This is a genomic window from Synechococcus sp. CS-205 (assembly GCF_025128255.1).
In the GTDB taxonomy this organism is placed as follows: domain Bacteria; phylum Cyanobacteriota; class Cyanobacteriia; order PCC-6307; family Cyanobiaceae; genus Regnicoccus_A.
In genome coordinates, this window is sequence record NZ_JAHLZB010000013.1 from 1 (window position 1) to 22,447 (window position 22,447).

Below are 22,447 nucleotides of genomic sequence, written 5' to 3' on the forward strand. Positions count from 1 at the left end.
CGATCACTGAGCCGAGCCAGCCGCCGGGCTGAGCTGTTGCCGCCCCTCGCTGGAGCTGCCATGAGTTGGTGATCAAGGCTCCCCCATCTGGGTGCTCCGCCCTCCCCCAATCGGGTGATCTGCGGCGCACCTGTCACCTGAGCAGGTGTGCCAGACCTAGCCCGATCAGGCCTGAGCTGGCTAAATCGCTCCCGGCCTGTGGTGGAAACATGGCAGCCCTGGCACGTGAAACTTCCTGGCTCATTTGAGTGAGCTGCGGAACTAGCGGGTGATGAAGAGAAGGATTGCCCAGAGAACTGCTCCAATAATAAGTAATGGATTTCCGCTTCCAATGCCTACAATAAGGAGCACTGGCAAAATAAGATACTTCGTGAAAAAGCGATGAGCCCTAAAACCGGCGAACAGGCCTCTATTCCGCGATCTCCAGTTCGAGGCAAGCAGCATCTCTACCGATTCTTTAAGCCATTCTGAGTGGAATATCACGAACGGAGGATGCTCGCCGGAAAGAATGCGAGACTTGCTGTCGTTGAGGTATTCCTTGGCCTGGTCATGCAATTCTTTGGATCCGCCCTCTGGTAAAGGTTCTAGCCCGTTTTTATGCGCTTCCGCATTGTATAATTGGGAGCACTCGACCCACATAAATATTATTGAATGACACACCGCCTCAACTCTCCTTAGCTCGCTGCCGTAGTACTTATTATCCTGTATTTCCTCCATGAGTATTATCGCCGTAGAGTAGTCGGCAAGCAGGCCACTTCTAATGTCCTTATTGAGTTTATTGGCTTGATCTAGCAGCTTCTGCGCATCCTGTTTGCCGCGTGCCTCCAGTAATTCCTCGACCGTCATTGATGGTTTTATTTCTTTGGGGTATTGACTTTTTACACCATATTCGCCTGTAGATGGAGCTTCGTCGATTTTGAGATCAAGGAAGGTCCCCTCTACAGGCGGAGCGGGGTTCTCCCAGTTCCGGCGGGAGCAGGTGGCTGCCCACCTGCTCCCACCACAGGTACGCGAGGGCCTGGCCCTGCTGCTGGTGAGACTGCGCGACCGCCACGGCTGCGATCTGCCGGCCTGGTGGTGTCTCACCCGCTGGTGATCGAGGCCCTTGGTGCGGCTGCCGCTGTCCTGGACCTTTCCAAGAAAAGCTAACCACCTCAGATTCGGTCGATGCCCGGAGCTTCTTGCGGAAGCTGGGAACACTGTCACCAGTCGCCCCAGACCGATGCCCCTCACCATTGCCGACATCTCCATCCAGCTCCTGATGGACACCACCAGCGCCCTACAGGAGATCGAGACACGCATGACCGCCCGCGCCTTCACCGCTGTTCACCACCCTGAGCAGGGGCCTGCAGTGAGGAGGGTGCTGGAGGAGCTGCTGGAGGTTCTGGACCGCACCAGCCCCGACGGGGTGATCTGACCTACCACTGAGACTCCACCCGCCTCCAGCCCGCCTTGAGGAGCTTCTGCCACTGCTCCACCGCCCGCTTCCGGGAGAGCCTCTCTCGCCGTTTCAGCAGGGCGGGCTGACCGGGGATCGGCTCCCCTCGGTCGATGAAGACGTAGGCCTCGTAGCGGGCAGCGTGGTCACGGTGGAAGCGGAGGACGTTGCGGCCATTGGGCTCCTGGAGCCATCCATCCATGGAGAGGTGGGTAGTACGCCTGTATGTTTGCTGGCCTTGTCCCTCGTTGAAGGGGTTTGTAGGGCCCGTCGGGTGCCTCCCTGCCCATGGAGTCTCCGCGTCTCCGCCACACCCGGGTGGGGCATCAGGTGCCCCTCGCAACGGCACTGCCCGGGTTGCTGTCCGACTCCAGGGGGGGCAAGGAGGTGCTGCTCTGCAAACATTGCTGGGATGCGCCGGACGAGGGGAGACGATGCCGAGGTTTAGGCCCTGCAAGGGCCTACCCCCTCTTCAGCGCCCTTCCAAGAGTGATCGGATGAACCGGCACCCGGACAGCATGCAGGAGGCGCTGGGGTTCACTGCCAGTGATGGCCGGCCAGGACCAGCTCACCACCTCCGCAATCCTTAGCCGTTGCAAGGCCAACTCCATGGCCTCCTCCGGTCGATCAGCCAGAAGCAGTTCCCACCAGCGTGTGCGGTCTCCCTCGACAGGAACGTGAGAATCAAACCGCCACTGGTTCAGCAGCAGCCCAGCCAGGTAGTCGGGCGGCAGCCAGGGGATGGTCTCCTCAGGTTGCGGCACCGGAGGCAGCCCCTCCCGATCGATCCAGCCAATTCCGGCCTGCAGATCGTCCACCAGGGCGAGATCGAGCCGACCCTCGAGCAGCAGCAGCACATCCGCCAGCAAGGCATAGGGCCGGTCGGTGGCAAGGGCCAGGGCCAGCCTCCATTCGGGGCCATCCAGCTCTCGTGCCAGCAGCTGGAACCACGGCGGTGGCAGCTCCTTGCGACGGAAACGGAACCGACTGAGCTGCTTGTCGTCGCGGCCCAGGTCCTCCTGCCTTCGCCAGGTCACCAGATTCCGCAACAGGGAAGCGAACGATCCACCGCCACCGGAGACGGCCTCCAGCTCAGCCACGACCCGTTCAGCCGCGTGCCTGTAGCTGTTAGGGACTGTCGGGTCCTTGGCCCGCCAGCGCAGAATGGATGCGAACGAGGCCACGCTGGCGAGTGCGTCACTTCGGTCCTCCTGCTCGTCGGCCAGGGGGAACACCTCGATCAGCGATGGGATCTTGGTGCCCTGCCCGACTCTCGGAGGGAAGCAGTATCTGGCGAAGCCGGAAAGGCCATGCCGACGACCCAGCTGGGAGGCGAACAGGGCGAAGTCCGTGCCTGTTGCCAGCTGACGCGGTAGGGGCAGCATTGCAACCCGGGCCAGTTCATCCCTCAGCTCGGTGAAAGTGACGGGCTCCTCCCACAGAGGGCACCACAGTTCCTCTGATTGCCGCCCATCGTTCTCAAGCCAGCTGCTGGAGGGGTGGCCGGAGGAATTGTGGACAACGGCCAGGGTGAAGCTGGCCTGACGGGTGCCGCCCTGGCCCTCCTCGTCTTGGTGGGCCGTGATGGCGTAGCCCTCGAAGAAGGTCATGCCTTCGGCCAACAAGATCAGATCGGCTGGGTTGGCCGTGGTGGCTTTGGTGTCGCTGGTTGCGATGCCATACCCCTGCTGGCCATCACCACGTCCGCCTGGGTCATAGGTCAGGGTATTGCCGGTCTTGACCAGGACCTTGGGTGTTGCAGCGCCAAAGATTGCGGCGGCGAAGTGCTCGGCCTTGGCGGTGGCAAGGGAGCTGACGAACTGGGTCCCGAAGTCGGTCCCAAGAAAGCCCGCTGTTCCGCCCAGGAGGGCGGGGTAGCGGGCGATTGCCTTCCCCTTGGCGTCAGTAGTGGTCACAGCGCAGACCTTCAGCCAGGCAGCGAAGGCATCGCTGTTGGCCTCCCGGCTGAGGTGATCGAAGGCTTGGATCTTCTCCTCGCCAGCGACCCTGCCGCCTTTGACGTAGTGGGGGATCACCTGAGCAGCCGAGCTAGCTACTCGGCGGAACTCAGCGAACCGCTCCCCAGCCAGTGCGTTGATGGCTGGAGGAATCTGCCCATCCAGGAAGCCAGGTCCGCCGCCCTTGGGCTTGTTCCAAGGTGTCAGGCAGGGTGACGGCTGGTAGCTGGTGGCGAAGAACTCGGCCAGATCCTCTGTGGTGGGCTTGCTCTCCAGGTGAAACCGGCCCTGCTGCCAGAACCCCCGGGCGTCGGGATCCAGCTGGGCGTTGACGACCTTGAGCAGGCCTAGGGCCGAGAGGTAGCTGGAGAGGGGCGAGACGGTGAACGAAGTTTGCATTGGCTCAAGCTGGTCGGGGCAATGGGGTTCGTCAACTTCCCCGGACAGATTCACCATCCGGAACCATCAGTATGGCTCGATCGGGTAGACCAGTTTCGAGGTTTCGACTTCCCCGGATGGAATCACCATCCGGAACCCAGCAAGCAATGCATCGCGGGCAGTGGCTACTTGATCAGGGTTTCAACTTCCCCGGATGGAATCACCATCCGGAACACTTTCTCCATGGCGTTGAGGTCCTCTTCGTCGAGTTTCAACTTCCCCGGATGGAATCACCATCCGGAACCCGATTGGCATCAGCGTTGACGACCAGAATGTTGTGGCGTTTCAACTTCCCCGGATGGAATCACCATCCGGAACCAGCTCGTATCTACGACCCAGCAACTGACACACTTACGTTTCAACTTCCCCGGATGGAATCACCATCCGGAACTCTCGACCCGCTGCACTCCCGCGGGGTGAAGCTGGGCACTGTTTCAACTTCCCCGGATGGAATCACCATCCGGAACATGGCCACCCTGCAGCGATGTCGCATCAGCACTCAGGAGTTTCAACTTCCCCGGATGGAATCACCATCCGGAACGCCCAACGCGAAGGTTCAAGGTTGGCCCGGTTCAAGTTTCAACTTCCCCGGATGGAATCACCATCCGGAACTGCGCCCTTGAGATCCGCTGCAGCGCAGGGGCTCAGAAGGCGGATCGCGCGCAGCCCCTGAAACCACCTCGCCCCAGGGCCGCCCCGACCTCCCTGGTCCATTGAAATCAACTGCAGCGCAAGGGAGCGCGCAGCTCAACGATGCGATGCGGGTTCCTGGCGACCCGGAGGGTTGCGCGCTCATGCCACCGCCTCCAGGCGTCCTGCCCCAAAATGCCGGCCCCAGCCAATCCCCAGCGCCGGCAGGGCGTGCTCCGTGTCCAGCTCAAGGTGGAAGCCGAGGCCCGATGCCGCCTTGCGCTCCCCCCGTCCGACGATGCGTTTTTCATCCACCACTGACATCACCCGGGCCCTGATGCGGCCATGGCCGCCATGGTTCACCGCCACTGCGTCTTCTTCCTGCTGGAAGAGGGAAGGATCGAGCTTGCCCTGCTCCCCCAGGCCCCAGAGCAGGGATTGGATTGCCTGCCCTGCCGGTGATCGCTGAAGCTTGCCGGACCGGGGGGTGGTGTAGAGCAGCATCGGCGTGCTCGTGCGCAGACGCTGCTTAGAAACCATTGGGGCCTCATCCAGCCGCATCAGGCGCAGGGGCACCTGCACGCCCCCCCTGCCGTAGAGGCGCTGCAGAGCCTGCAGAGCATCGATCTCGGCCTCCCCGAAGGCCTGGGGGCTGAGCACCTCAAGGGCCGTGATCGCACCGCCCTGCTCATCCCAGCGGTACCAGGCCCGCTGATCCTCCCCCAGCGGTTGACCTCCAGCCAGCCCGGAGAAGAGGGACGACGCCGGTGCACTCTGAAGCAGAGAACGGTGCAGCCGGTCGGTCCAGGCTATGCCTGCTGTGACCGGGATCGGGTAGTCGCCGAGAAAAGCGAAGACGGCCCGGTTCGCCTTGGGGGCCTGTGAACCACCGGCATAGGCAGGGGGACGCAGCGGCTCGTAGCGGTAACTCACCCACTGCTGCCCTGGTGGGGCCTGCCGGCCCTCCTGCCGGGCCGTCTGTGGATTCATCTGCAGCCCTTCCAGCACCTGCTCAAGGCCGCAACAGAGGACCGAGAGGGTGCCTCTCGGATCAGGGACACAGTTCGCTTCCGGCATGGTCGGCACCACCTGCCAGAGCGCAGGGTATTCAGCCCGCCCCAGATAGCTCAGGCTCGCGAGGCAGTCGGTGAGCAGCCCCTTCTGCTCAGGTGAAAGGTCGACGGGCCAGCAGACGTGCAGGGCAGCCCCGGCACCCAGATGCAGGAAGGAGTCGATGAAGGAACGCCGCTTGCCCTGGGAATGGCTGTAGCCCTTGGTGTTCAGGGGAGGGACTGGCTCACAGCCATAGGCAGGGCGGAACCCCCGGATCTGCCCGAACTCACCGAAAGGCAGGTGGTAAGTAGGGAGTGTGCGGGCCAGCTGGTCGATGAGGTCCTCGGCCCCCTCAGGCAGCTGCTCAGGTGTGCCCGAGAATGTGAAGGCCCCGTTCAGTACTGCCCGCAGCAAGCGCCATGGGGAAGGCGGATACTCCACCTGGCCCTCGTACTCGCTCCGTCCCCAGGGGGTGGCGCCGTAGCGGCCTGAGAGCAGGGTGATACGCAGGATGGTGGCCATCAGGCGTTGTCCTCCTCCACAACGGCCACGGCTGCCCCGCTTGCTTTCGCCTTCTTGGACTTCTCCTTAGCCGCTCCAAGGGTGAGGGCGAACTCACTCACCACCGGATCCACGAACAGCCCCAACCGGCGACACTCGCTCAACTGGGTTTGCAGGTCATGAAGGATGGCCTCGGCATCGGCCAGCTCCGGCGGCACCTGCTCTGCCTGGAAGATGCAATGGGCGCGCAGATCAAGCGGCTCGGCAAGGAGCCGGGCGAGCTTGTAGCGGGCCAGCAGGCGCAGCACGTTCTTGGCTGGATCAGGGAGCGTGAGGCGGGTGATGCGACCCTCTGCCAGGTAGACGGATAGTTCCACACCCTCGGCGATGAAGGCTTGGTGCCGGTAGGGGATGTAGCCCGCCCCGACTTCAGCAGCGGTGGCCTTGGCCCCCACCAGAGACTCCACATCGAAGCCCTCGCCAGAAGGGAAGAGGGGATCCTTGGCCACGCCCCCGTCCGCGATGGACTGTGCTCCTGTAGCCACCACCTCAGCCGAGAGCAGTCGGGGGGTCTTGGCCACGTTCGGATCGAGGCCCGCCAGCTGGCTGTAGAAGACCCCGTGCAGAAGGGAATTCGGGCAGCGGCGGAAGGTGGCGGCCGCGATGCCGTGATCGAGGATGTCTGCGGCCAGATCCTGCTGGAAGTCGAGCAGTTCCTTTGCTTTGCAGAACCAGCCCGAGGCCAGGCGGTGGGGCAGTTCCAGGCTGCTGGTGATGCGGGTGCGGCCGGCTGGATCGGTGATCGTCAGCCGCACGTAGGGCAGATTCTCCAGGCCGGGGACGACCTGGCCCGGCTCCCCAAGCAGGGTGGCTTCGAGGTGGTTGGCCATCGACTGGACCGAGTCCACGATCACAAGGTTCTTGCCGCTGCTGGCGTCGCGCACGACGCTGTGGCCGACATCGACGAAACCAGCCGGCACGAAGGTGGGCAGCAAGGAGCGAAGGAGGAGTGTCAGGTGCATGGTGTGGTGGGTGGTGGGACCTGCCAGCGGCGGGATGCCCGGAAATCTGCTTCCCGGATGACTGCCTCCAGAGCGGCCAGTCTGAACGGCCCGTGAGAGCGCAGAAGGTGGCGGGCCATGGGTGCCCAGCCCTTCCCAAGCCCTCTGGGCGGATAGGGGAGCGTGGTGGCTGGGCTGACGCCTTCAACAGCAGGAAGCTCCTCGCCAGCGATGACCCCATGCAGCGGGCCGTCACGGTTCTGCCAGGGGAAAGGCTCAAGCCGCAGCCGCACTTTGCCGTGGTGGCTCATGAGCAGGTAGGTGATCAGGTCCTCCTCCCCCAGGTGAAGTGCTGCCAGGGCAGAGGCCACCTCATGGCGGAAGCCGGGGCGGGAATGACGGGATCCCCAGCCCGGCGCCTTGGCCCACTGACCCTCGCCGCATCCGTTGGCCCGCATCGTGCCCTGGAACACCGGATGAGCCTTGCCGATGTCATGCAGCCAGGCCGAGCGGATCACCAGTTCGGCCATGGGTGAGGGAATCGCCAGCGCTTGGCAGAGGGCCTCGGCCTCCTCCCAGGCGTCGTTGAGGTGCTGGGGCAACGTGACCGGCACCGACACCCCGAAGCTGCTGCGGTCCTCCGGCTCCAGCCGGGAAGCCTCGATCGCCACCTCTGGCACTGCTGTAGTGCTGGTGGGCTGCCATCCCTGCTGCAGGTCGTATCCACCGGCTGAACAGGCCACCGCTGCCACGCTTCCCACCTGCAGCTGGGCGGAAGGGATCTCGGCCCAGCCATCCCCCCGTGGGCTCCAGACCATGGGGAAGCGCTGCTGCAGGGCTCGCAGCGGTACCGGGCAGAGTTCCTGATCCGTTGCGGGGGGCATCGAGGGCCCCAGGGATTCCCGCCACAGCAAGGACGCATCCCGCATCTCACCGACCCGCAAGTAGGGGGCAATGTCAATGTCACCCTGCTCCAACGGGTGCGTGTCGAACAGCTGGGTGAAGGTGTTGGCCGTGAGCCGTTCACCTTCTCCAGGCTGCGGAGGAGCTTCCACCCCCATCAGCTCACGAACGGCCACATCGTTGAGGCCGGCAAGGCGCTGCCGGGTGTCTTCCAGCTCCGCCTCCTCGTAGGGCAGGGCCATCTCAGGCTCCAGCACGATCACCGTCGCATCGGCGTATGTGGCGTTCCGTCCCACACGGCCACAGCGCTGCACGAAGGACGCCCAGGGACATAGGTCCGTCACCAGCAGGCGGGCATCCAGATCGACCCCTGCTTCCACGGTCTGAGTGGCCATCACCACACCACGGAAGCCGCTGAGCTGGGCCTCGATCGATTGCCGCTCGGCTCGGCGGAAGCGGGAGTGCAACAGCAGCCGGGGCAGACCGATCAGCCCGTCGTGGATGGTCTGAGCGCGCTTGACGGTGTTGGCCACCACCAGGGTGAGTGTGCCCTGCTGATGCTCCTGGCGCACCAGATCAACAGGATCGGAGTCGCCGGCCAGGGTGAGCGGCTTGGGGCGGCCCACCTTGCGCTGCGCCACCGGGTGCTCGTAGTCCTTCTCCCCCAGCGAGAAGCGCGGTGTTCCGGCCGGCAGCAAGGTGGGATCGAGGGTGGCCGAGCAGAGCACCAGCTCCCGGGGCCACGGCCCGCCGTGTTCCTGATGGAGCTGCTGCAGCCGGATAGCGGTACGCACCGCAGCACCCTGCAGCTGGGTTTCATCCACCACCACCCTCACATCGGTGTTCAGTGCCGCGAAGTGCCGAGGCCAGGACCAGCGGGAGCAGCAGTAGCCACGCATCAGCTGGCGGCTCACCACCTGATCAAGGGTGCCGACAATTACGGCCTCCTGAGCCAGGGCGTGGATGTAGTCGTTCTCGATCTGGCCGCCCCGCAACACGAACACGGGGATCTCAGCTCCCAGCCGGGCGATGACGGCCCGGCACTCAGCAGCGATCTGATCGGTCAGCGTGCGAAGTGGCAGTTGGTAGACGAGACGACGTGGCGTTGCGGCCGGTTGCTGCTGCCGGTCCCAGAGCCAACCCACCAGGGTGGCCAGGGTCTTGCCCAGACCTGTGGGCGCTTCCAGGGTGCGGATGGCTGCTGGGGGCTGCTCCTGCTCCATCCAGGCCAGCTGGAAGGGGAGAGGCGGAAAGCCTGCTGCTGCTGTGAAAAAGGGTGAGGGCACCCACTGATGGCTGATCACCTCGATCTAGCCACGGCCCACGCGAATCGACCGTCGAAGCACAGGAAGCTGGCAAAAATTCTCTGAGCGCACACTGGAGGGTGGGGCCCTGACCCCTCCCAGACTTGCTCGGGAGATGTGATGTCCACCCTGTGGATTTAGTTCGGTGGGTGTCTTGGCTGACTGTCTTCCCCAGGGGGTAGATGTCAGTCGTAGGTGTATTGCCCCAACTCGGTCCATGCCCTCAAAGGCATGCTGGCGGCCCTTGGTGTGGGTGTGGAGGCGGTCGGTCTGGCGATGCCGCTAGGGCTCTGCACCAGGGCTGTTTGGCCTCAGGCTGCAGACATCGCCGCGAACCTGTGAGCCCTGATGGCCAACTACGTGAACGAAGGATCGTTGGAGGAAGTCCTCACTAGCAACTTCCTCCAACTGCTGGTCAGAACTTGCGCCACTGGTGAGGATGTCATCCACCAGCAGCAGTCCCTGGCGTGATCGCCGGCTGGGGGAGAGTCCGGAGGGAATCACCCGGAAGGCACCTTCCTGGTTCAGAGCCCGCAGGCGGCGGTTGAGGTGGTGCTGACCAAGCGTGGCTCGGCTGCGCTCCAGGGGAGCCAGGCGAGGCAGGCCCAGTCCCTGGCAGATCAGCTGGGGCAGCGGGTTGGCCCGTTGTTTCCAACTGGGGATCGCCACGATGCTCAACTCCCGCAGCTGTGCAGGAAGGGTCCTCGCCAAGGCCCTGGCCAGGCAGGGGATCGCCCGGTCGCTGGGGTTGCGCCGCTGACGCAGCAGCAGGTTGCGCAAGGGCCCCTGATAAAGCCCAAGGGCCCACCAGGGCAGTGGCTCAGATCCGCACAAGCCAGTGTTGGCCTCGAGATCAAGCTCAAGGCGGCAGGCCTGGCATGGCTCCTGCCGGTCGCTCGCAGGCCTGGACCCTGGCTGGTTCAGGCGGCCGCAGAGTGGGCATGTGGCCTGGGTGATCAGCTCAAGACATCCCCTCAACAGGGCCTGGACCATGGAGACCTCCCCCTGGCACAACGGCCAGCAACGTTGCTGTGAAGTGTTCCCAGCTGCCAAGGAGCCGGCTCTGATCCCCTGAATCGACTCAGGACTCGGGCAGGGCCTTGAGCATCGCCACCAGGGTGCGGTGGGCGTCCTCGCTGTCGGTGAGCACGTGGTCAAAGGGCACCGACAGGTTCCCGCCATCCACCTCCAGCTCCATCGCCTCCGGGTTGACGCGCAGCATCCTGGCGGCTGTGGCCTGCTGGGCCCCGCCGTAGTGGCGGGCGTAGGCCAGAACCGCTCCGCCGTGGTCCTTGTTCATGTGCCGGCAGATCCGGTCGCTGACGGATTCGGTGAGGGGATCGCTGGCCATGGTGGCAGAGCAGAGGCAGAGGCTGATTGTGGCGGAGAAGCGGCTCAGGCCAGCGCGAATCGCTGCCAGAGCAGCAGGCCCAGCCGGATGGCACTGAAGCCGACATAGCCGGCCAGGATCACGAACAGGGCCATGGAGATGACGGTGCGCAGGCGTTCGTTCATGGGCTGGCGGGTGAGGGAGGGGCGGACCCGTCCATCTTCGGCGGTGGGCTCGTTGTCATCAGGGCGCCCTGGGCCAGCCGTGCCATGCCCAGGGCCGGCGCCAGGCCCGGTCGGTTCAGCACCGGCAGGCCGATCGCCTGCTGGCGTAACTGCCGCCACTGGGGATTGCGGGCGCCACCTCCCAGGCTGATCACCCGCTGAAGCGCTGGCGCACCCAACGCACCCAGCCGCTCCCACCCCCGGGCTTCGATGCGGGCCAGCCCTTCCAGCAGCCCTTGCAGGAAGAGCACGTCGCTCACCGGCCTGGGCTCAAGGATCGGCAGCAGGTCCGGATCGTCGTGGGGGAAACGCTCTCCCCTGCCGGGCAACGGAAGGTAATTCAGGCCGCTTGGTCTGCTGGGGTCGATCTGACGACTGAGCCGCTCCAGTTCGGCATCGCTGAAGAAGCGGCGCAGCACCCCACCGCCAGCATTGGAGGCACCGCCCACCAGCCAACGCCCCCCCAGCCGATGACAGCTCAGGCCCGGGGCTTCGATCGGTGCCTCCACGAATTGTTTGAGCACCAGGGTGGTGCCCAGCACAGTGATGCCTTCGCCGGCAGCGGGATCGGCTGCCAGTACGGCGGCGTTGGCATCGGTGCTGCCAGCCACCACCAGGCAGGAGCTGGGCAGCCCCAGTTCAGAGGCCACGGCGGGAGCCAGTGAACCCAGCACCTGGCCGCTGGGCACGACCTGCGGCAACGCCGCTGCCCAGGGTTGCCGGGGGAGTTCTCCCGTCCAGCTTTGCCGCCTGAGATCCCAGCCCAGCCGAAGGTTGTTGCCTTCTTCGCCCCAGCGCCAGTCCCCCAGCAACCAGCCCATCAGCCAGTCGGCCTGGTGGCGCAGAAGCAGGCCTGGGCCAGGCGTGGCCCCAGTGAGCGAAGCGAGCAAATGCAGGGCCCGGGCCAGGCTGCCGCTCACACTGGCGGCGGGGCAGCCGGGAGGCACCAGCTCTGCCAACGTCTCTGCCTGCTCGGGACAGGCATGGCCGTAGGCCAGGGCAGGGCCCAGGGGGGCACCGTCGGAGCGGCAGGCCAGCAGGGTTCCGGAGGTGCCGTCGAGGCTGATGGCTCCCAACCGCTTTCTCAGGCTGGCCGGCAACTGCTGAAGGAGGCCGGCAAGGCCCTGCCGCCAGCCAAGCGGGTCGTCGAAGCTGCTGGGATAGGCCGTGGCCCGCTCGTCGAGCAGCTGCCCCTGGGGATCGATGAGCACGAGGCGGATGCCGCTGCTGCCCAGATCGACCCCTGCCGCCAGCGCGCTGGCCACGGGGGTCAGGCGGCGGGCTGGCCCACGGGGACACGATCGGCCGTGGCCTGTTGCAGGCGGGCTGCGGCTTCGCTCACGTCCTCCCAGGGAAGGTTCAGGTCAGGGCGACCGAAATGGCCGTAGGAGGCCACATCCTGGTAGAAGCGACCGCCCCGCTGTCGCGGCAGATCGCGCAGACCGAAGCTTTCGATGATCGCCCCGGGCCGCAGGTCGAAGTGTTCCTGGACCAGGGCCGTGAGGTCGTCATCGCTGATTCTGCCGGTGCCGAAACTCTGCACCAGAATGCTCACGGGTCTGGCCACACCGATCGCGTAGCTGAGCTGAACCTCCACCCGGCGGGCGAGGTTGGCGGCCACCAGGCTCTTGGCCACGTGGCGGGCTGCGTAGGCCGCGGAACGGTCGACCTTGGTCGGGTCCTTTCCGGAAAAGGCTCCACCACCATGGCGTGCCGAACCGCCGTAGGTGTCGACGATGATCTTGCGCCCTGTCAGGCCCGCATCACCCTGGGGCCCGCCCACCACGAACTTTCCGGTGGGGTTGACGAGAAAACGCACGCTCCCGCGCTCGGGTTGAAGCGGCAGATCAGCGGTGGCCGGCAGCACCACATGGGACCACAGGTCGTCGGCGATGCGCTGGCGGAGTCCATCCTCATCACTGATGCCGTCGATCTCGGCCAGGTGCTGGGTGGAGATCAGCAGGGTGTCGATGGCCACCGGGCGCTCGTTCTCATAGACCACGCTGACCTGGGTCTTGCCGTCGGGCAGCAGGTAGGGAAGCGTGTTGTCGTGCCGCACCCGGGCCAGCCTGCGGGCCAGGCGATGGGCCAGGCTGATCGGCAGTGGCATCAGTTCAGGTGTTTCGTCGCAGGCGAAGCCGAACATGATGCCCTGATCTCCGGCTCCCACCAGGTCGAGGGGATCGCCGTTGTGGTCCTCAGCCTCATTCACGCCCTGGGCGATATCAGGCGACTGCTGGTCGAGGGCGGTGAGCACCGCACAGCTGTTGGAATCAAATCCACCGGCTTTGGCGCCGCTGTAGCCGATCGTTTCGATCACACTCCGCACCAGGGTGGTGATGTCCACGCGGGCCGTGGTGCTCACCTCACCGGTGACGAGGCACAGGCCGGTGTTGACGACGGTTTCGCAGGCCACGCGGCTGGCGGGGTCGGCGCTCAGCAGGGCATCGAGAACGGCATCGCTGATCTGATCACAGATCTTGTCGGGATGGCCCTCGGTGACAGATTCAGACGTGAAGACGTAGCGGCTCATCCCGGTTTGCACCGACCTCAGGATGGTTGAGCTTATCGTCCGGTTACTGTGCCGGGGTCACTGCGGGGCCCCAGCCACCTGCAGGTCGTGCCAGTGATCAATCTGGGGCAGATGCTCCGGCAGCGGCGGCCGGCTGCTCCAGCCGGCGCTGTACCCCAGGGTTAGGGCCACTCCCGCCTGCTCAGCCATGCGCAGATCACTGCTGGCATCACCGATCAGGCCACAGGCCGAGGGGCTCACCCCTAACCTCGAGCAGAGCCCGTGAACGGCCTGCGGATCCGGCTTTCCGGGTCGCATGTCGGCACTCCAGTGGTCCTGGAACAGGCCAGCGAGCCCGTGGCCGCTCAGGAACCGCCGGATGCCTTCGCTGTCGTCGTTGCTGATCACAGCCAGCTGCACGCCCGATCGGTGCAGAGTCACCAGCAAGGGGCGCAGTCCCTGGGTGAGCGGTGCCAGGGGGGCCTCGCCTGGGCTGTTCTCCGGATGCTGCAGGGGCTTGTGATCGACGGCAGCAAAAACGGATTCACTGCGGGCGAGGGCCTCAGGCCAACCCAGGCCCACCTGACAGAAGACTGTGGCCGTAGAGATCAGATTGTGGCTGCGGCTGGCCACTGCCGTAGTCCCTGCTGGGTGGAGCTGATCACCCTCGAGGCCGTAGGCACGCTCCAGCAGGCTCTGAAACTGGAGGTGGTCGGAGGGAGGAACATGCTCCAGACAGGCCTGGATCCGGGCACGGCTCAGGGCCAGCAGGCCGGGCTCGCTGAGGCTGAGGGTGCCATCCTTGTCGAAGAGAATCGCCTCCACTGACCCGATGGGCTGACCGCGCAGCAGCAGTTGAACCATCGGATCGGTGCAGGCGCCCCAGGGTATGCCGCTCAGTCGAGGGTGACGCCCATCGGTTCGTTCTCCTCGGCCTGCTCCAGCAGCATCTGCTTGTAGCGGGCGGCCATCTCCTCGGCCTTCTCGAAGACCTTCTGGGGATCGGTGAGCATGTCGCCGGGTTCCGGTTCGAGCGCCTTGGTGGAGAGGGAGATGCGGCCCCGCTCGGCGTCGAGGTCGATGATCATCACCTTCATCTGATCGTTGACGTTGAGCACCGTGTGGGGGGTCTCGATGTGCTCGTGGCTGATCTCGGAGATGTGCAGCAGGCCGCTGACGCCGCCGATGTCGATGAAGGCGCCGTAGGGCTTGATGCCCCGCACCGTGCCGATCACGACCTCGCCCACCTCCAGGCGATTCATCTTGCGCTCCACCAGGGCGCGGCGATGGCTCAGCACCAGGCGGTTGCGCTCCTCGTCCACTTCCAGGAACTTGAGGGGGAGGAAATCGGCGACCAGATCTTCCTTGGGCTTGCGGGTGCTGATGTGGCTGCCGGGAATGAAGCCGCGCAGACCTTCCACCCGCACCAGGGCACCACCTCGGTTGGTGGCGAACACTTCGCTGTAGATGGTGGCGTCTTCCTTCTGCAGCTGGCGCACCCGCTCCCAGGCCCGCTGGTACTCGATCCGCCGGATCGAGAGGGTGAGCTGCCCGTCTTCGTTTTCCTCGCTGAGGATGAAGAACTCACGGATCTCGCCCGGCTCCAGCACGTCGGAGAGGTTCTCGACCCGGTTGATCGACACCTCCTGCAGGGGCATGAAGGCAGCCGTCTTGGCGCCGATGTCGATCATGGCGCCCTTGGGCTCCATGGCGAACACGGTGCCGTTCACCACGTCACCGGGCTTGAAGTTGTAGTCGTACTTGCTGAGAAGGGAGGCGAACTCCTCGAGGGTGAAGCCCGCACCGTCGGTGTCGCGGTTCGCGGCACGGCTGCTCGGGTCGTCAGCTGTGGGGACCTCTTCCGGAATGTCGAGGTTCAGCTCATCCGGGGCCTCGCTCGTCGGATCCAGATCAGCCGAGGCCTTGCTCGTCGGATCCAGTTCGGCCTCGGTGCTGCTGATCTCGGAAGGGGTCACGGTCATGAAAGGGTTGGCGGTCTGCACGGGGCAGAGCGAAGGGATGGACGTGCCTGCCCGCCGACAGCCGCACGCGATCCATGATCATACAAATCTGGGTGCCACCGCCAAATCCCTGGATGGCCAGGGGGCGGCTTCAGCTCACGGCTGCCAGGGCACCGTCCGGGCGTTTGTGGGCCGGACGACGGGTGAGTGATTCCAGGGTGGCCACGAAATCGCTGATTCCCTGAAACTGCCTGTACACCGAAGCGAAACGCACGTAGGCCACCTCGCTGATCTCGCTGAGCTGCTGCAGAACCAGTTCACCGATCTCCGCGCTACTCACCTCCCGGCCATGCCGCTGTTGCTGCAGCTGCAGCTCGATCTCGTCGACCACGGATTCCAGCCTTGCCGGTTCGAGTCCGGTTTTCTCACAGGCTCGCACCAGGCCGTGCAGGAGTTTGCTGCGACTGAAGATTTCGCGGGTGCCGGTGCGTTTGACCACCGTGATCGGAACTGTTTCCACCCGTTCATAGGTGGTGAAACGAAAGTCGCAATGGAGGCACTCACGGCGCCGACGCACGCTGCGACCGCCGTCCGCGGATCGGGATTCCAGCACCCGACTGTCGGTGTGTTGGCAGGAGGGACATTGCATCCCTTGACGACCCACGCGGTTTGGATAGCGCAAGTGTAGACAGTCGTGCCCCAATTGAGAAGTCAGACGTGATGAGTTCCGTGCTGAGGCCACCACAGCGCGATCCCTTGCTCGTCCCACTGCAAAGGCGGGAGGTGGGGCCTGATAGGTGTTGGTCAAGAGCCTGGGCATGAAAAAGCCCCCGCAGGGGGCGGGGGCTTGGGGTGTCTTCAGCCCAGGGGGGCTTTGACTCTCACTTGCCGATCTTCGGGGGATCGCGGAAGGCGATCGCAAAGAAGAGGGTGGCGATCGCCAGGGTGAGGATGAGGATGTAAGCGAAGCTCTCCATGGAGAATCTCCTGAGTGGGGGCGATCAGCTGAGCTTGGTGCCAGCGGGTGGGATGTAACCCTCGGGTAGACGCCGGGTGGTGCGGTCTCCAAGTTTCTGGAAGAGACCGAATTCAACCTGCTCACCGAGGTCGGGATCGATGCCGGCGAACACATCCCGGTAGAGGGTGCGGGCGCCGTGCCAGATATGACCGAAGAAGAAAAGCAGGGCGAAGGTGGCGTGGCCGAAGGTGAACCAACCGCGGGGTGAGCTGCGGAAGGTGCCGTCGGAGTGGTAGGTCTCGCGATCGAATTCGAACGCCTCACCCAGCTGGGCCTTGCGAGCCAGCTTCTTGACAGCAGAGGGCTCAGTGAAGGTCTGGCCGTTGAGAGCGCCGCCGTAGATGGTGGCCGTCACTCCGGTTTGCTCGAAGGAGTAGCGGGCTTCAGCGCGTCGGAAGGGGATGTCAGCTCTGACGATGCCCTGGTCGTCTTCGAGAACAACAGGGAAGTTCTCGAAGAAGTTGGGGAGGCGGCGCACCTGGAGGTTGCGCCCCTCACTGTCGGTGAAGCTGATGTGACCCAGCCAGCTGGTGGGCAGGCCATCGCCGTTCACCATCGGACCGACGCGGAACAGACCTCCCTTGGCCGGGCTGTTGCCGACGTAGTCGAAGAAGGCCAGCTTCTCAGGAATGGCGCCATAGGCCTGCTCGGCCGTGGAGCCGTTCTCGAGGGCTGTCTGAACGCGGCGATTGATTTCAGTGCGGAAGTAACCCTGATCCCACTGGTACCGGGTTGGGCCGAACAGCTCGATCGGAGTGGCTGCCGAGCCGTACCACATGGTGCCGGCCACGATGAAGGCCGCAAAGAAAACGGCGGCGATGGCGCTGGCCAGCACTGTTTCGATGTTGCCCATCCTCAGGGCCTTGTACAGGCGCTCGGGAGGACGCGTGGTGATGTGGAAGATGCCGGCGATGATGCCCACGATGCCGGCGGCGATGTGGTGGGCCACGATGCCTCCAGGGTTGAAGGGGTTGAATCCTTCAGGCCCCCAGGAGGGCTGCACTTTCTCGAGATGTCCGGAGATGCCGTAGGGGTCGGAGACCCACATCCCCGGCCCAAAGACTCCTGTGAGGTGAAACGCTCCGAACCCGAAGCAGCCAAGGCCGGCGAGCAACAGGTGGATGCCGAAGATCTTGGGCAGATCAAGGGCGGGTTCGCCTGTGCGTGGATCCTGCCAGATCTCGAGATCCCAGTAGGTCCAGTGCCAGATGGCGGCCAGGAAGAGCAGTCCACTGAAAATGATGTGTGCGGCGGCTACGCCTTCGAAGCTCCAGAAGCCGGGGTCGACGCCCGTTTCTCCAGTGATGCTCCAGCCGCCCCAGCTGCCGGTCACACCCAGGCGGGCCATGAATGGCATGACGAACATGCCCTGGCGCCACATGGGGTTGAGCACCGGGTCGGATGGATCAAAAATGGCGAGCTCATAGAGCGCCATGGAGCCGGCCCAGCCGGCGACCAAAGCGGTGTGCATGAGGTGCACGGCCAGCAAGCGGCCCGGGTCGTTGATCACGACCGTGTGCACCCGATACCAGGGCAATCCCATGGGGGTCAGGTCCGGGGTAACTAACAGCTGTCTGCCACAGCTGGACGCCATGGCAGACAGCGGACGATCAAAAGGATCGTTCCGTGTTGGGGATCGTAAGGGGTTCACCTGGCCTGCGGGACCGTTGCACAGGAGCTGAAACGAGCCGTGACGCGGTATCCGGCCGTTTGGAGCGGCAGCTATTTACAAAACTCAACGTCCACGCCCCAGAATGGAGGCTTCCGCGCCTGTTCCCATGCCCGTGATCCGCTTTGTCCGTGAGGGCCGTGATGTGGAGTGCTACCCAGGCGAAAACCTGCGGGAGGTGGCCCTTCGAGAGGGCTTGGAGCTCTACGGGCTCAAGGGCCAGCTCGGCAATTGCGGTGGATGCGGCCAGTGCATCACGTGCTTTGTCGACGTGGTGGCTGAGGCCTCTCCAGGCGCGTTGAGCCCCCGCACTCCCGTGGAGGAACGCAAGCTGCGCCGGCGCCCCGAGGGGTGGCGCCTGGCCTGTCAGGCCCTGGTTCAGGGTTCCCTGGTGGTCCTCACCAGGCCCCAGGCGGGTCTCTCCGATCGTGAGGCGGTGCTGGCTGCGGCTCGCGAGCAACCCCTGCCTGCCGGCCCCACGGCCTGGCCCGTCTCTGCGGAGCCGGCCATGGCCGAACCCGAAGCGGATCAGCCAACCGCTACGGCCGATGAAGCGGCGGCGGAAGGCCCCGTCGGTGGGTGATACGGTCGCTCCAAGTCATTTACAACCCGCTCGAGAGCTCCCATGGAAACCAATGATCTGGGTTTTGTGGCCAGCCTCATGTTCGTGCTGGTTCCTGCGGTATTCCTGATCGTTCTTTATATCCAGACGAACAGCCGGCAACAAGGCTGAATCGAGCCTGAAACAACCACCCCGCGTCCCTCCTCGGTTGCAGTACTCCCTAGAGGAATGCAACCGAGGAGGCTTTTTGCCAATCCAAGGGTGTCACGAATCTGCAGCAGGCCGGCCGCCTCATGGGCCGGCCGGCCTGGGTGGTTACAAGCTCAACGGCCCGCTTCGGGTTCACGCACCAGCAGCACCGGAGCAGGAGCATGGACACGGATGTAGTCGCTCACGGAACTGCCCAGCAGCCGGTCGATGTCCACCAGGCTCTTGGCCACCAGGGGCCTTCGATCCTGGGAGGCAATCACCAGCAGGTCGGCCTTGAGCTCTTCGGCGGTGGCGCAGACTCCGCGGCCCACATCACCGGTGCCATGCACCCCCTGGAGCTCCACGCCCAGGGATCGGGCCCGCTGCACCGCCTTCTCGATCACCATGTCGGCAGGGCTTTTGCCGCCGCGGCTGGGTTGGATGTCCTGGCGGGAGATGTGCACGCCCGCGAGGGTTCCACCGGGGATTTCACGAACAAGTTCGCAGGCAATCTTCAGGGCGTCGTCGCCCACGCCGGTGCCATCGAGGGCCACCATCACCCGGTTCACGTGGCGCACGTAGAGGTCGTCGCGCACCAGCAGCATCGGCCGCGTCGAAAGCTGGAAGACGTACTGGCTGGAGCTGTTGGCCAGGATCGACTGCAGGCGCCCCAGCCCCCGGGATCCCATCAGGATCAGATCGGCATCGAGCTCATCGGCCACCTTGAGCACAGTCTGCTTGGTGTCGCCCTGACGGATGATGGCGTTGACGTCGGCCGGATCGAGGCCAAGGCGCTGGATGGCATCGGCCACAATGCCAGCGGCTTTCTGCCAGTGCTCCTGGAAATCGTCACCGGCCTGCTCGGGAACCACGTGCAGCAGGTTGAGTCGGGCCTGACGGAATGCCGGCAGGTCGCGCAGCATGCGCACCATTTCTTCGACGTGGCCTTTGCCGGAATCGGCGATCAGCAGATTGCGGAACACGAGGCTGTCGCGAGTCTGGGGCAGCCTATGGCCTGCATCTGACTGCTCGAAGGGTGATGGCAGAGGCTGTAATGGAGTGGCAAGGGGGGGAGAGCAACTGGGTGCTGCGGCGCAGGGTGCTCCCCCAGCACACCGACCACGGGGGCGTGATGTGGCATGGCGCCTATCTCGCCTGGCTGGAGGAGGCCCGGGTTGAGGCCCTCGCGGCGTCGGGACTGCCCTACGCCAGTCTCTCCGCCCAGGGCCTGGAGCTGCCGGTGGTGACCCTTCAGATCGACTACCGCCGGGCCGTGGGTCATGGCGAAGTGGTCGAGCTGCGCAGTGTGGCGATGCCTCGCCGCGGGCTGCGGCTGCCCTGGATCAGCCGTTTTCTGCTCGGAGGTGGTGGGCTGGCAGCGGAAGCCCATGTGGAGCTGGTCCTTGTGCGGCGCCTGGGGGCGGGTGAGGGGCTTCGCCCGGTGCGGCGCTACCCGCCTGAGTTTGAGCAGGCCCTGCAGCGGTTGCTGGCCGGGCCCAGGGAGCCGTGCTAGTACGTGTGTACTGAGCGGGCTGGCCATGGGCGAGGTGGTGTCGGTGTCTTTTGCGGGTGTCTCGCCCCGTGGTGCCGGCGGGGCGGCGGCAGATCTTCCCTCGCGGCCGCAGCTCTCCCCGGCTCCGGCCGGAGGTCGTGATTGGGCTGAGCAGCGGCTGTGGTGGTTGCTCTGGAGTGCCTGCCCGGGCCTGGGTTGGCGCCGTCTGCGTGAACTCGAGAAGGGCTGCGGCTGTTTAGCGGAGGCCTGGCAGACCCCCAGCAGCCAGCTGGCCAGGCTGAACGGCTTCGGGGCTGGGGTTCTTGCCAGCATTGAGGTTCATCGCCAGAGTTGGGGAGCCGATCCCATGGGCCCGGGCGGCTGGTCGTCCCAGGCGCCCGGGCCGGTGCTGGTGCCTGGGGACCCAGCCCGACCAGCCTCCCTGGAGGCGCTGGCGCGGCCGCCGCTGGCCCTGCACTGGGCCGGGCGCGGATCCCTTTGGGCTCCCTTGCGGCGCCGGCAGTCGATTGCCGTCGTCGGCACCCGGCGCCCATCCCCCCATGGGCAACGCATGGCCGAGGCGCTGGGCGCGGCCCTGGCCGAGGCCGGCTGGCCTGTGGTCAGCGGCCTGGCGGAAGGCATCGACGGGGCTGTTCACCGCGGTTGCCTCGGGCGAGGTGGAAGGCCCATCGGGGTGCTGGGCACTCCCCTGGATCGCATCTATCCCCGCCATCACCACAGCTTGCAGGCCGCCGTGGCCCGCAACGGTCTGCTCCTGAGCGAGCATCCCAGGGGGACCCTGGTGCGTCGTGGCCATTTCGCCGCCCGCAACAGGCTTCAGGTGGCTCTGGCTCAGGCGGTCGTGGTGGTGGAGTGCCCCGAGGCCAGTGGTGCCCTGCATTCCGCTGCGCTGGCCTGGGAGCAGGGGCTGCCGCTCTGGGTGGTTCCAGCTGACACTGGCAAGCGATCGGCCCTTGGCAGCAATCGCCTGCTGGCCCAGGGGGCGAGCCCACTGCTGGCGGCCTCCGATCTGATCGCCCAGCTGGGCCCTGGACCCCTGGATCCAGCTGACGCTGTCACCACCACCAAGCCCATCTCCCCTCCAGCCGCTGGGGTAGTGGCCGGGGATCAGGTCCTGCTCGCCGCTCTGGGGCAGGGGGCCTCGCTCGAGCAGCTCACAGTCGCTCTGGGGCGTTCCGGCGCTGAGTTGGCCACCCAGCTGCTGCAGCTGGAGTTGTCGGGGCGGGTGCGGGCTGAGCCAGGTCTTCGGTGGCGTCCCGCCGGGGAGGCCCCTGCCTAGGTTTGCCCCATGCCCAGTTCCTGGCCCCAATCCACCCCTGCCTCACCGCCCGCTTCCATGGGCTCAACGCCTCAGGCCGCAGGCAAGCGCCTCCTCGGCTCCGAGCTGCTGGCCTGGCGCCAGCAGCGGTTGCGCGAAGGGGGCCGCTCGGCCGACCTCGACTGGCTGCTCGACCTGGGCGCCGGACTGCGCTGGACCCAGCTGCAGAGGGTTTGGCTCGATCCCTGCGCGCCACTGCGGTTGGACGCTGAGCTGAGTGAGCTCACTCGGTTGTGGCGCCTGCATCTCGAGTCGCATACCCCACTCCAGTACCTGGTGGGCGTTTGCCCGTGGCGGCAGTTCTCGCTGGCCGTCTCCGAGGCCGTGCTGATTCCCCGCCAGGAGACCGAGGTGTTGGCAGACCTGGCCATCGACCTGGCCAGGTCCATGCCCGGCAGGGCCAGCGGACCACTGACCTGGGCTGATCTGGGAACAGGCTCCGGCTGCCTGGCCCTCGCTCTGGCTGTGGCTGTCCCTCAGGCCCGTGGCCTGGCGGTGGATTGCTCCGGGCCGGCCCTGGCCCAGGCCTCCAGCAACCTTCAGAGAGCAGGGGTGGGTGAGCGGGTCGAGCTTCAACTGGGCAGCTGGTGGGAGCCCGTGCGCCACTGCTGGGGTTTGCTGGATCTGGTGGTGAGCAACCCCCCTTACATTCCCACGGCTGTTCTCGCCCAGCTCGATCCGGCGGTGCGCGAGCATGAGCCGATTCTTGCCCTAGATGGAGGCCCTGACGGGCTGGAGGCGATCCGGAACCTGGTCAGTGGGGCCACGGCGGCACTGGCTCCCGGCGGCTGGCTGCTGCTGGAGCACCATCACGATCAGTCGGATGCGGTGGCTGAGCTGCTGGGCTCTGCTGGGCTGGTGGAGGTGATCTGCCATCACGACCTGGAAGGGCGAAGGCGCTTCGCCCAGGCCCGGAGACCCTGAT

At 65.3% G+C, this 22,447-nt stretch carries 22 protein-coding genes and 1 CRISPR repeat array; of the genes, 6 read left to right on the forward strand and 16 right to left on the reverse strand.

The genetic code is table 11. The features are described from left to right. Positions 1 to 261: 261 nt before the first annotated feature. Positions 262 to 846 carry a hypothetical protein gene (locus tag KQ297_RS02650; protein ID WP_259738070.1) on the reverse strand — a complete coding sequence of 195 codons (585 nt, stop codon included), beginning with the start codon at positions 844 to 846 and terminating at the stop codon, positions 262 to 264. Between the two features lie 376 nt (positions 847 to 1,222). Here KQ297_RS02650 and KQ297_RS02655 point away from each other — a divergent pair, with 376 nt between their 5' ends. Beyond that, the gene (locus KQ297_RS02655) at positions 1,223 to 1,417 is read left to right on the forward strand and encodes a hypothetical protein (RefSeq protein ID WP_259738071.1); all 195 of its coding nucleotides are present in this window, start codon (positions 1,223 to 1,225) and stop codon (positions 1,415 to 1,417) included. A gap of 1 nt (position 1,418) precedes the next feature. Here KQ297_RS02655 and KQ297_RS02660 read toward each other — a convergent pair whose 3' ends face one another. From KQ297_RS02660 to psbB, 14 genes are all read right to left on the reverse strand, one after another. Further along, complete coding sequence (locus tag KQ297_RS02660) at positions 1,419 to 1,640, reverse strand: DUF1651 domain-containing protein (RefSeq protein WP_259738072.1); 222 nt, start codon at positions 1,638 to 1,640, stop codon at positions 1,419 to 1,421. Positions 1,641 to 1,899: 259 nt separating this feature from the next. After that, on the reverse strand, positions 1,900 to 3,795 hold the full coding sequence (gene csx17, locus KQ297_RS02665) for a type I-U CRISPR-associated protein Csx17 (protein ID WP_259738073.1): 1,896 nt from the start codon (positions 3,793 to 3,795) through the stop codon (positions 1,900 to 1,902). A 28-nt stretch (positions 3,796 to 3,823) separates the two neighbouring features. Further along, positions 3,824 to 4,446: direct repeats of the CRISPR family, unit length 36 nt; unit sequence GTTTCAACTTCCCCGGATGGAATCACCATCCGGAAC. A 180-nt stretch (positions 4,447 to 4,626) separates the two neighbouring features. Next, on the reverse strand, positions 4,627 to 6,039 hold the full coding sequence (csb2, locus tag KQ297_RS02670; protein ID WP_259738074.1) for a type I-U CRISPR-associated protein Csb2: 1,413 nt from the start codon (positions 6,037 to 6,039) through the stop codon (positions 4,627 to 4,629). Next, positions 6,039 to 7,013, reverse strand: a complete 975-nt coding sequence (cas7u, locus tag KQ297_RS02675; RefSeq protein WP_259738075.1) for a type I-U CRISPR-associated RAMP protein Csb1/Cas7u — start codon at positions 7,011 to 7,013, stop codon at positions 6,039 to 6,041. The genes csb2 and cas7u overlap by 1 nt, the downstream gene beginning before the upstream one ends. Before the next feature lie 17 nt (positions 7,014 to 7,030). Further along, positions 7,031 to 9,208: a DEAD/DEAH box helicase gene (locus KQ297_RS02680; RefSeq protein WP_259738076.1), complete on the reverse strand. Its 2,178-nt coding sequence runs from the start codon at positions 9,206 to 9,208 to the stop codon at positions 7,031 to 7,033. Between the two features lie 300 nt (positions 9,209 to 9,508). Further along, positions 9,509 to 10,060 carry a ComF family protein gene (locus tag KQ297_RS02685; RefSeq protein WP_259738077.1) on the reverse strand — a complete coding sequence of 184 codons (552 nt, stop codon included), beginning with the start codon at positions 10,058 to 10,060 and terminating at the stop codon, positions 9,509 to 9,511. Positions 10,061 to 10,307: 247 nt separating this feature from the next. Next, the gene (locus tag KQ297_RS02690; protein WP_259738078.1) at positions 10,308 to 10,577 is read right to left on the reverse strand and encodes a DUF2470 domain-containing protein; all 270 of its coding nucleotides are present in this window, start codon (positions 10,575 to 10,577) and stop codon (positions 10,308 to 10,310) included. 160 nt (positions 10,578 to 10,737) lie between these two features. Then, positions 10,738 to 12,045, reverse strand: a complete 1,308-nt coding sequence (locus tag KQ297_RS02695) for an FGGY-family carbohydrate kinase (RefSeq protein WP_259738079.1) — start codon at positions 12,043 to 12,045, stop codon at positions 10,738 to 10,740. 5 nt (positions 12,046 to 12,050) lie between these two features. Beyond that, positions 12,051 to 13,313 carry a methionine adenosyltransferase gene (metK, locus tag KQ297_RS02700; RefSeq protein ID WP_259738080.1) on the reverse strand — a complete coding sequence of 421 codons (1,263 nt, stop codon included), beginning with the start codon at positions 13,311 to 13,313 and terminating at the stop codon, positions 12,051 to 12,053. 57 nt (positions 13,314 to 13,370) lie between these two features. Continuing rightward, positions 13,371 to 14,156 carry an HAD family hydrolase gene (locus KQ297_RS02705; protein ID WP_259738081.1) on the reverse strand — a complete coding sequence of 262 codons (786 nt, stop codon included), beginning with the start codon at positions 14,154 to 14,156 and terminating at the stop codon, positions 13,371 to 13,373. 32 nt (positions 14,157 to 14,188) lie between these two features. Next, positions 14,189 to 15,274, reverse strand: coding sequence for a 30S ribosomal protein S1 (locus tag KQ297_RS02710; RefSeq protein WP_185464112.1), 1,086 nt, complete (start codon positions 15,272 to 15,274; stop codon positions 14,189 to 14,191). 130 nt (positions 15,275 to 15,404) lie between these two features. Then, on the reverse strand, positions 15,405 to 15,902 hold the full coding sequence (nrdR, locus tag KQ297_RS02715) for a transcriptional regulator NrdR (protein ID WP_259738082.1): 498 nt from the start codon (positions 15,900 to 15,902) through the stop codon (positions 15,405 to 15,407). 232 nt (positions 15,903 to 16,134) lie between these two features. Beyond that, positions 16,135 to 16,230, reverse strand: a complete 96-nt coding sequence (locus KQ297_RS02720) for a photosystem II reaction center protein T (protein WP_006042122.1) — start codon at positions 16,228 to 16,230, stop codon at positions 16,135 to 16,137. A gap of 24 nt (positions 16,231 to 16,254) precedes the next feature. After that, a complete protein-coding gene (psbB, locus tag KQ297_RS02725; RefSeq protein ID WP_259738083.1) occupies positions 16,255 to 17,814 on the reverse strand; it encodes a photosystem II chlorophyll-binding protein CP47 in 1,560 nt (519 codons plus the stop codon). Between the two features lie 235 nt (positions 17,815 to 18,049). Between psbB and KQ297_RS02730 the strand changes: the two genes are divergently transcribed. Next, on the forward strand, positions 18,050 to 18,523 hold the full coding sequence (locus tag KQ297_RS02730; RefSeq protein ID WP_259738084.1) for a (2Fe-2S)-binding protein: 474 nt from the start codon (positions 18,050 to 18,052) through the stop codon (positions 18,521 to 18,523). A gap of 42 nt (positions 18,524 to 18,565) precedes the next feature. Continuing rightward, positions 18,566 to 18,673 carry a photosystem II reaction center protein PsbM gene (psbM, locus tag KQ297_RS02735; RefSeq protein ID WP_185464108.1) on the forward strand — a complete coding sequence of 36 codons (108 nt, stop codon included), beginning with the start codon at positions 18,566 to 18,568 and terminating at the stop codon, positions 18,671 to 18,673. A 152-nt stretch (positions 18,674 to 18,825) separates the two neighbouring features. Here the strand turns inward: psbM and KQ297_RS02740 are convergent, their stop codons facing one another. Continuing rightward, entirely contained in the window at positions 18,826 to 19,674 is an 849-nt protein-coding gene (locus KQ297_RS02740; RefSeq protein WP_259738085.1) for a universal stress protein, read from the reverse strand. Between the two features lie 56 nt (positions 19,675 to 19,730). Between KQ297_RS02740 and KQ297_RS02745 the strand changes: the two genes are divergently transcribed. From KQ297_RS02745 to prmC, 3 genes are read left to right on the forward strand one after another with little or no spacing between them, the layout of a single operon-like run. After that, a complete protein-coding gene (locus KQ297_RS02745; RefSeq protein WP_259738086.1) occupies positions 19,731 to 20,204 on the forward strand; it encodes an acyl-CoA thioesterase in 474 nt (157 codons plus the stop codon). A gap of 37 nt (positions 20,205 to 20,241) precedes the next feature. Further along, positions 20,242 to 21,483 (forward strand): DNA-processing protein DprA, encoded by a 1,242-nt coding sequence (locus KQ297_RS02750; protein WP_259738087.1) that lies wholly within the window; start codon positions 20,242 to 20,244, stop codon positions 21,481 to 21,483. A 57-nt stretch (positions 21,484 to 21,540) separates the two neighbouring features. Then, on the forward strand, positions 21,541 to 22,446 hold the full coding sequence (gene prmC, locus KQ297_RS02755) for a peptide chain release factor N(5)-glutamine methyltransferase (RefSeq protein ID WP_259738088.1): 906 nt from the start codon (positions 21,541 to 21,543) through the stop codon (positions 22,444 to 22,446). Position 22,447: the final 1 nt, after the last annotated feature.

Coding starts and splice junctions, on each gene's coding strand:
- KQ297_RS02650 (WP_259738070.1), bottom strand. CDS start 846: ATGACGGTCGAGGAATTACTGGAGGCACGCGGCAAACAGGATGCGCAG.
- KQ297_RS02655 (WP_259738071.1), top strand. CDS start 1,223: ATGCCCCTCACCATTGCCGACATCTCCATCCAGCTCCTGATGGACACC.
- KQ297_RS02660 (WP_259738072.1), bottom strand. CDS start 1,640: ATGGATGGATGGCTCCAGGAGCCCAATGGCCGCAACGTCCTCCGCTTC.
- csx17 (WP_259738073.1), bottom strand. CDS start 3,795: ATGCAAACTTCGTTCACCGTCTCGCCCCTCTCCAGCTACCTCTCGGCC.
- csb2 (WP_259738074.1), bottom strand. CDS start 6,039: ATGGCCACCATCCTGCGTATCACCCTGCTCTCAGGCCGCTACGGCGCC.
- KQ297_RS02690 (WP_259738078.1), bottom strand. CDS start 10,577: ATGGCCAGCGATCCCCTCACCGAATCCGTCAGCGACCGGATCTGCCGG.
- metK (WP_259738080.1), bottom strand. CDS start 13,313: ATGAGCCGCTACGTCTTCACGTCTGAATCTGTCACCGAGGGCCATCCC.
- KQ297_RS02705 (WP_259738081.1), bottom strand. CDS start 14,156: ATGGTTCAACTGCTGCTGCGCGGTCAGCCCATCGGGTCAGTGGAGGCG.
- KQ297_RS02710 (WP_185464112.1), bottom strand. CDS start 15,274: ATGACCGTGACCCCTTCCGAGATCAGCAGCACCGAGGCCGAACTGGAT.
- nrdR (WP_259738082.1), bottom strand. CDS start 15,902: ATGCAATGTCCCTCCTGCCAACACACCGACAGTCGGGTGCTGGAATCC.
- KQ297_RS02720 (WP_006042122.1), bottom strand. CDS start 16,230: ATGGAGAGCTTCGCTTACATCCTCATCCTCACCCTGGCGATCGCCACC.
- psbB (WP_259738083.1), bottom strand. CDS start 17,814: ATGGGATTGCCCTGGTATCGGGTGCACACGGTCGTGATCAACGACCCG.
- KQ297_RS02730 (WP_259738084.1), top strand. CDS start 18,050: ATGCCCGTGATCCGCTTTGTCCGTGAGGGCCGTGATGTGGAGTGCTAC.
- psbM (WP_185464108.1), top strand. CDS start 18,566: ATGGAAACCAATGATCTGGGTTTTGTGGCCAGCCTCATGTTCGTGCTG.
- KQ297_RS02745 (WP_259738086.1), top strand. CDS start 19,731: ATGGCAGAGGCTGTAATGGAGTGGCAAGGGGGGGAGAGCAACTGGGTG.
- prmC (WP_259738088.1), top strand. CDS start 21,541: ATGGGCTCAACGCCTCAGGCCGCAGGCAAGCGCCTCCTCGGCTCCGAG.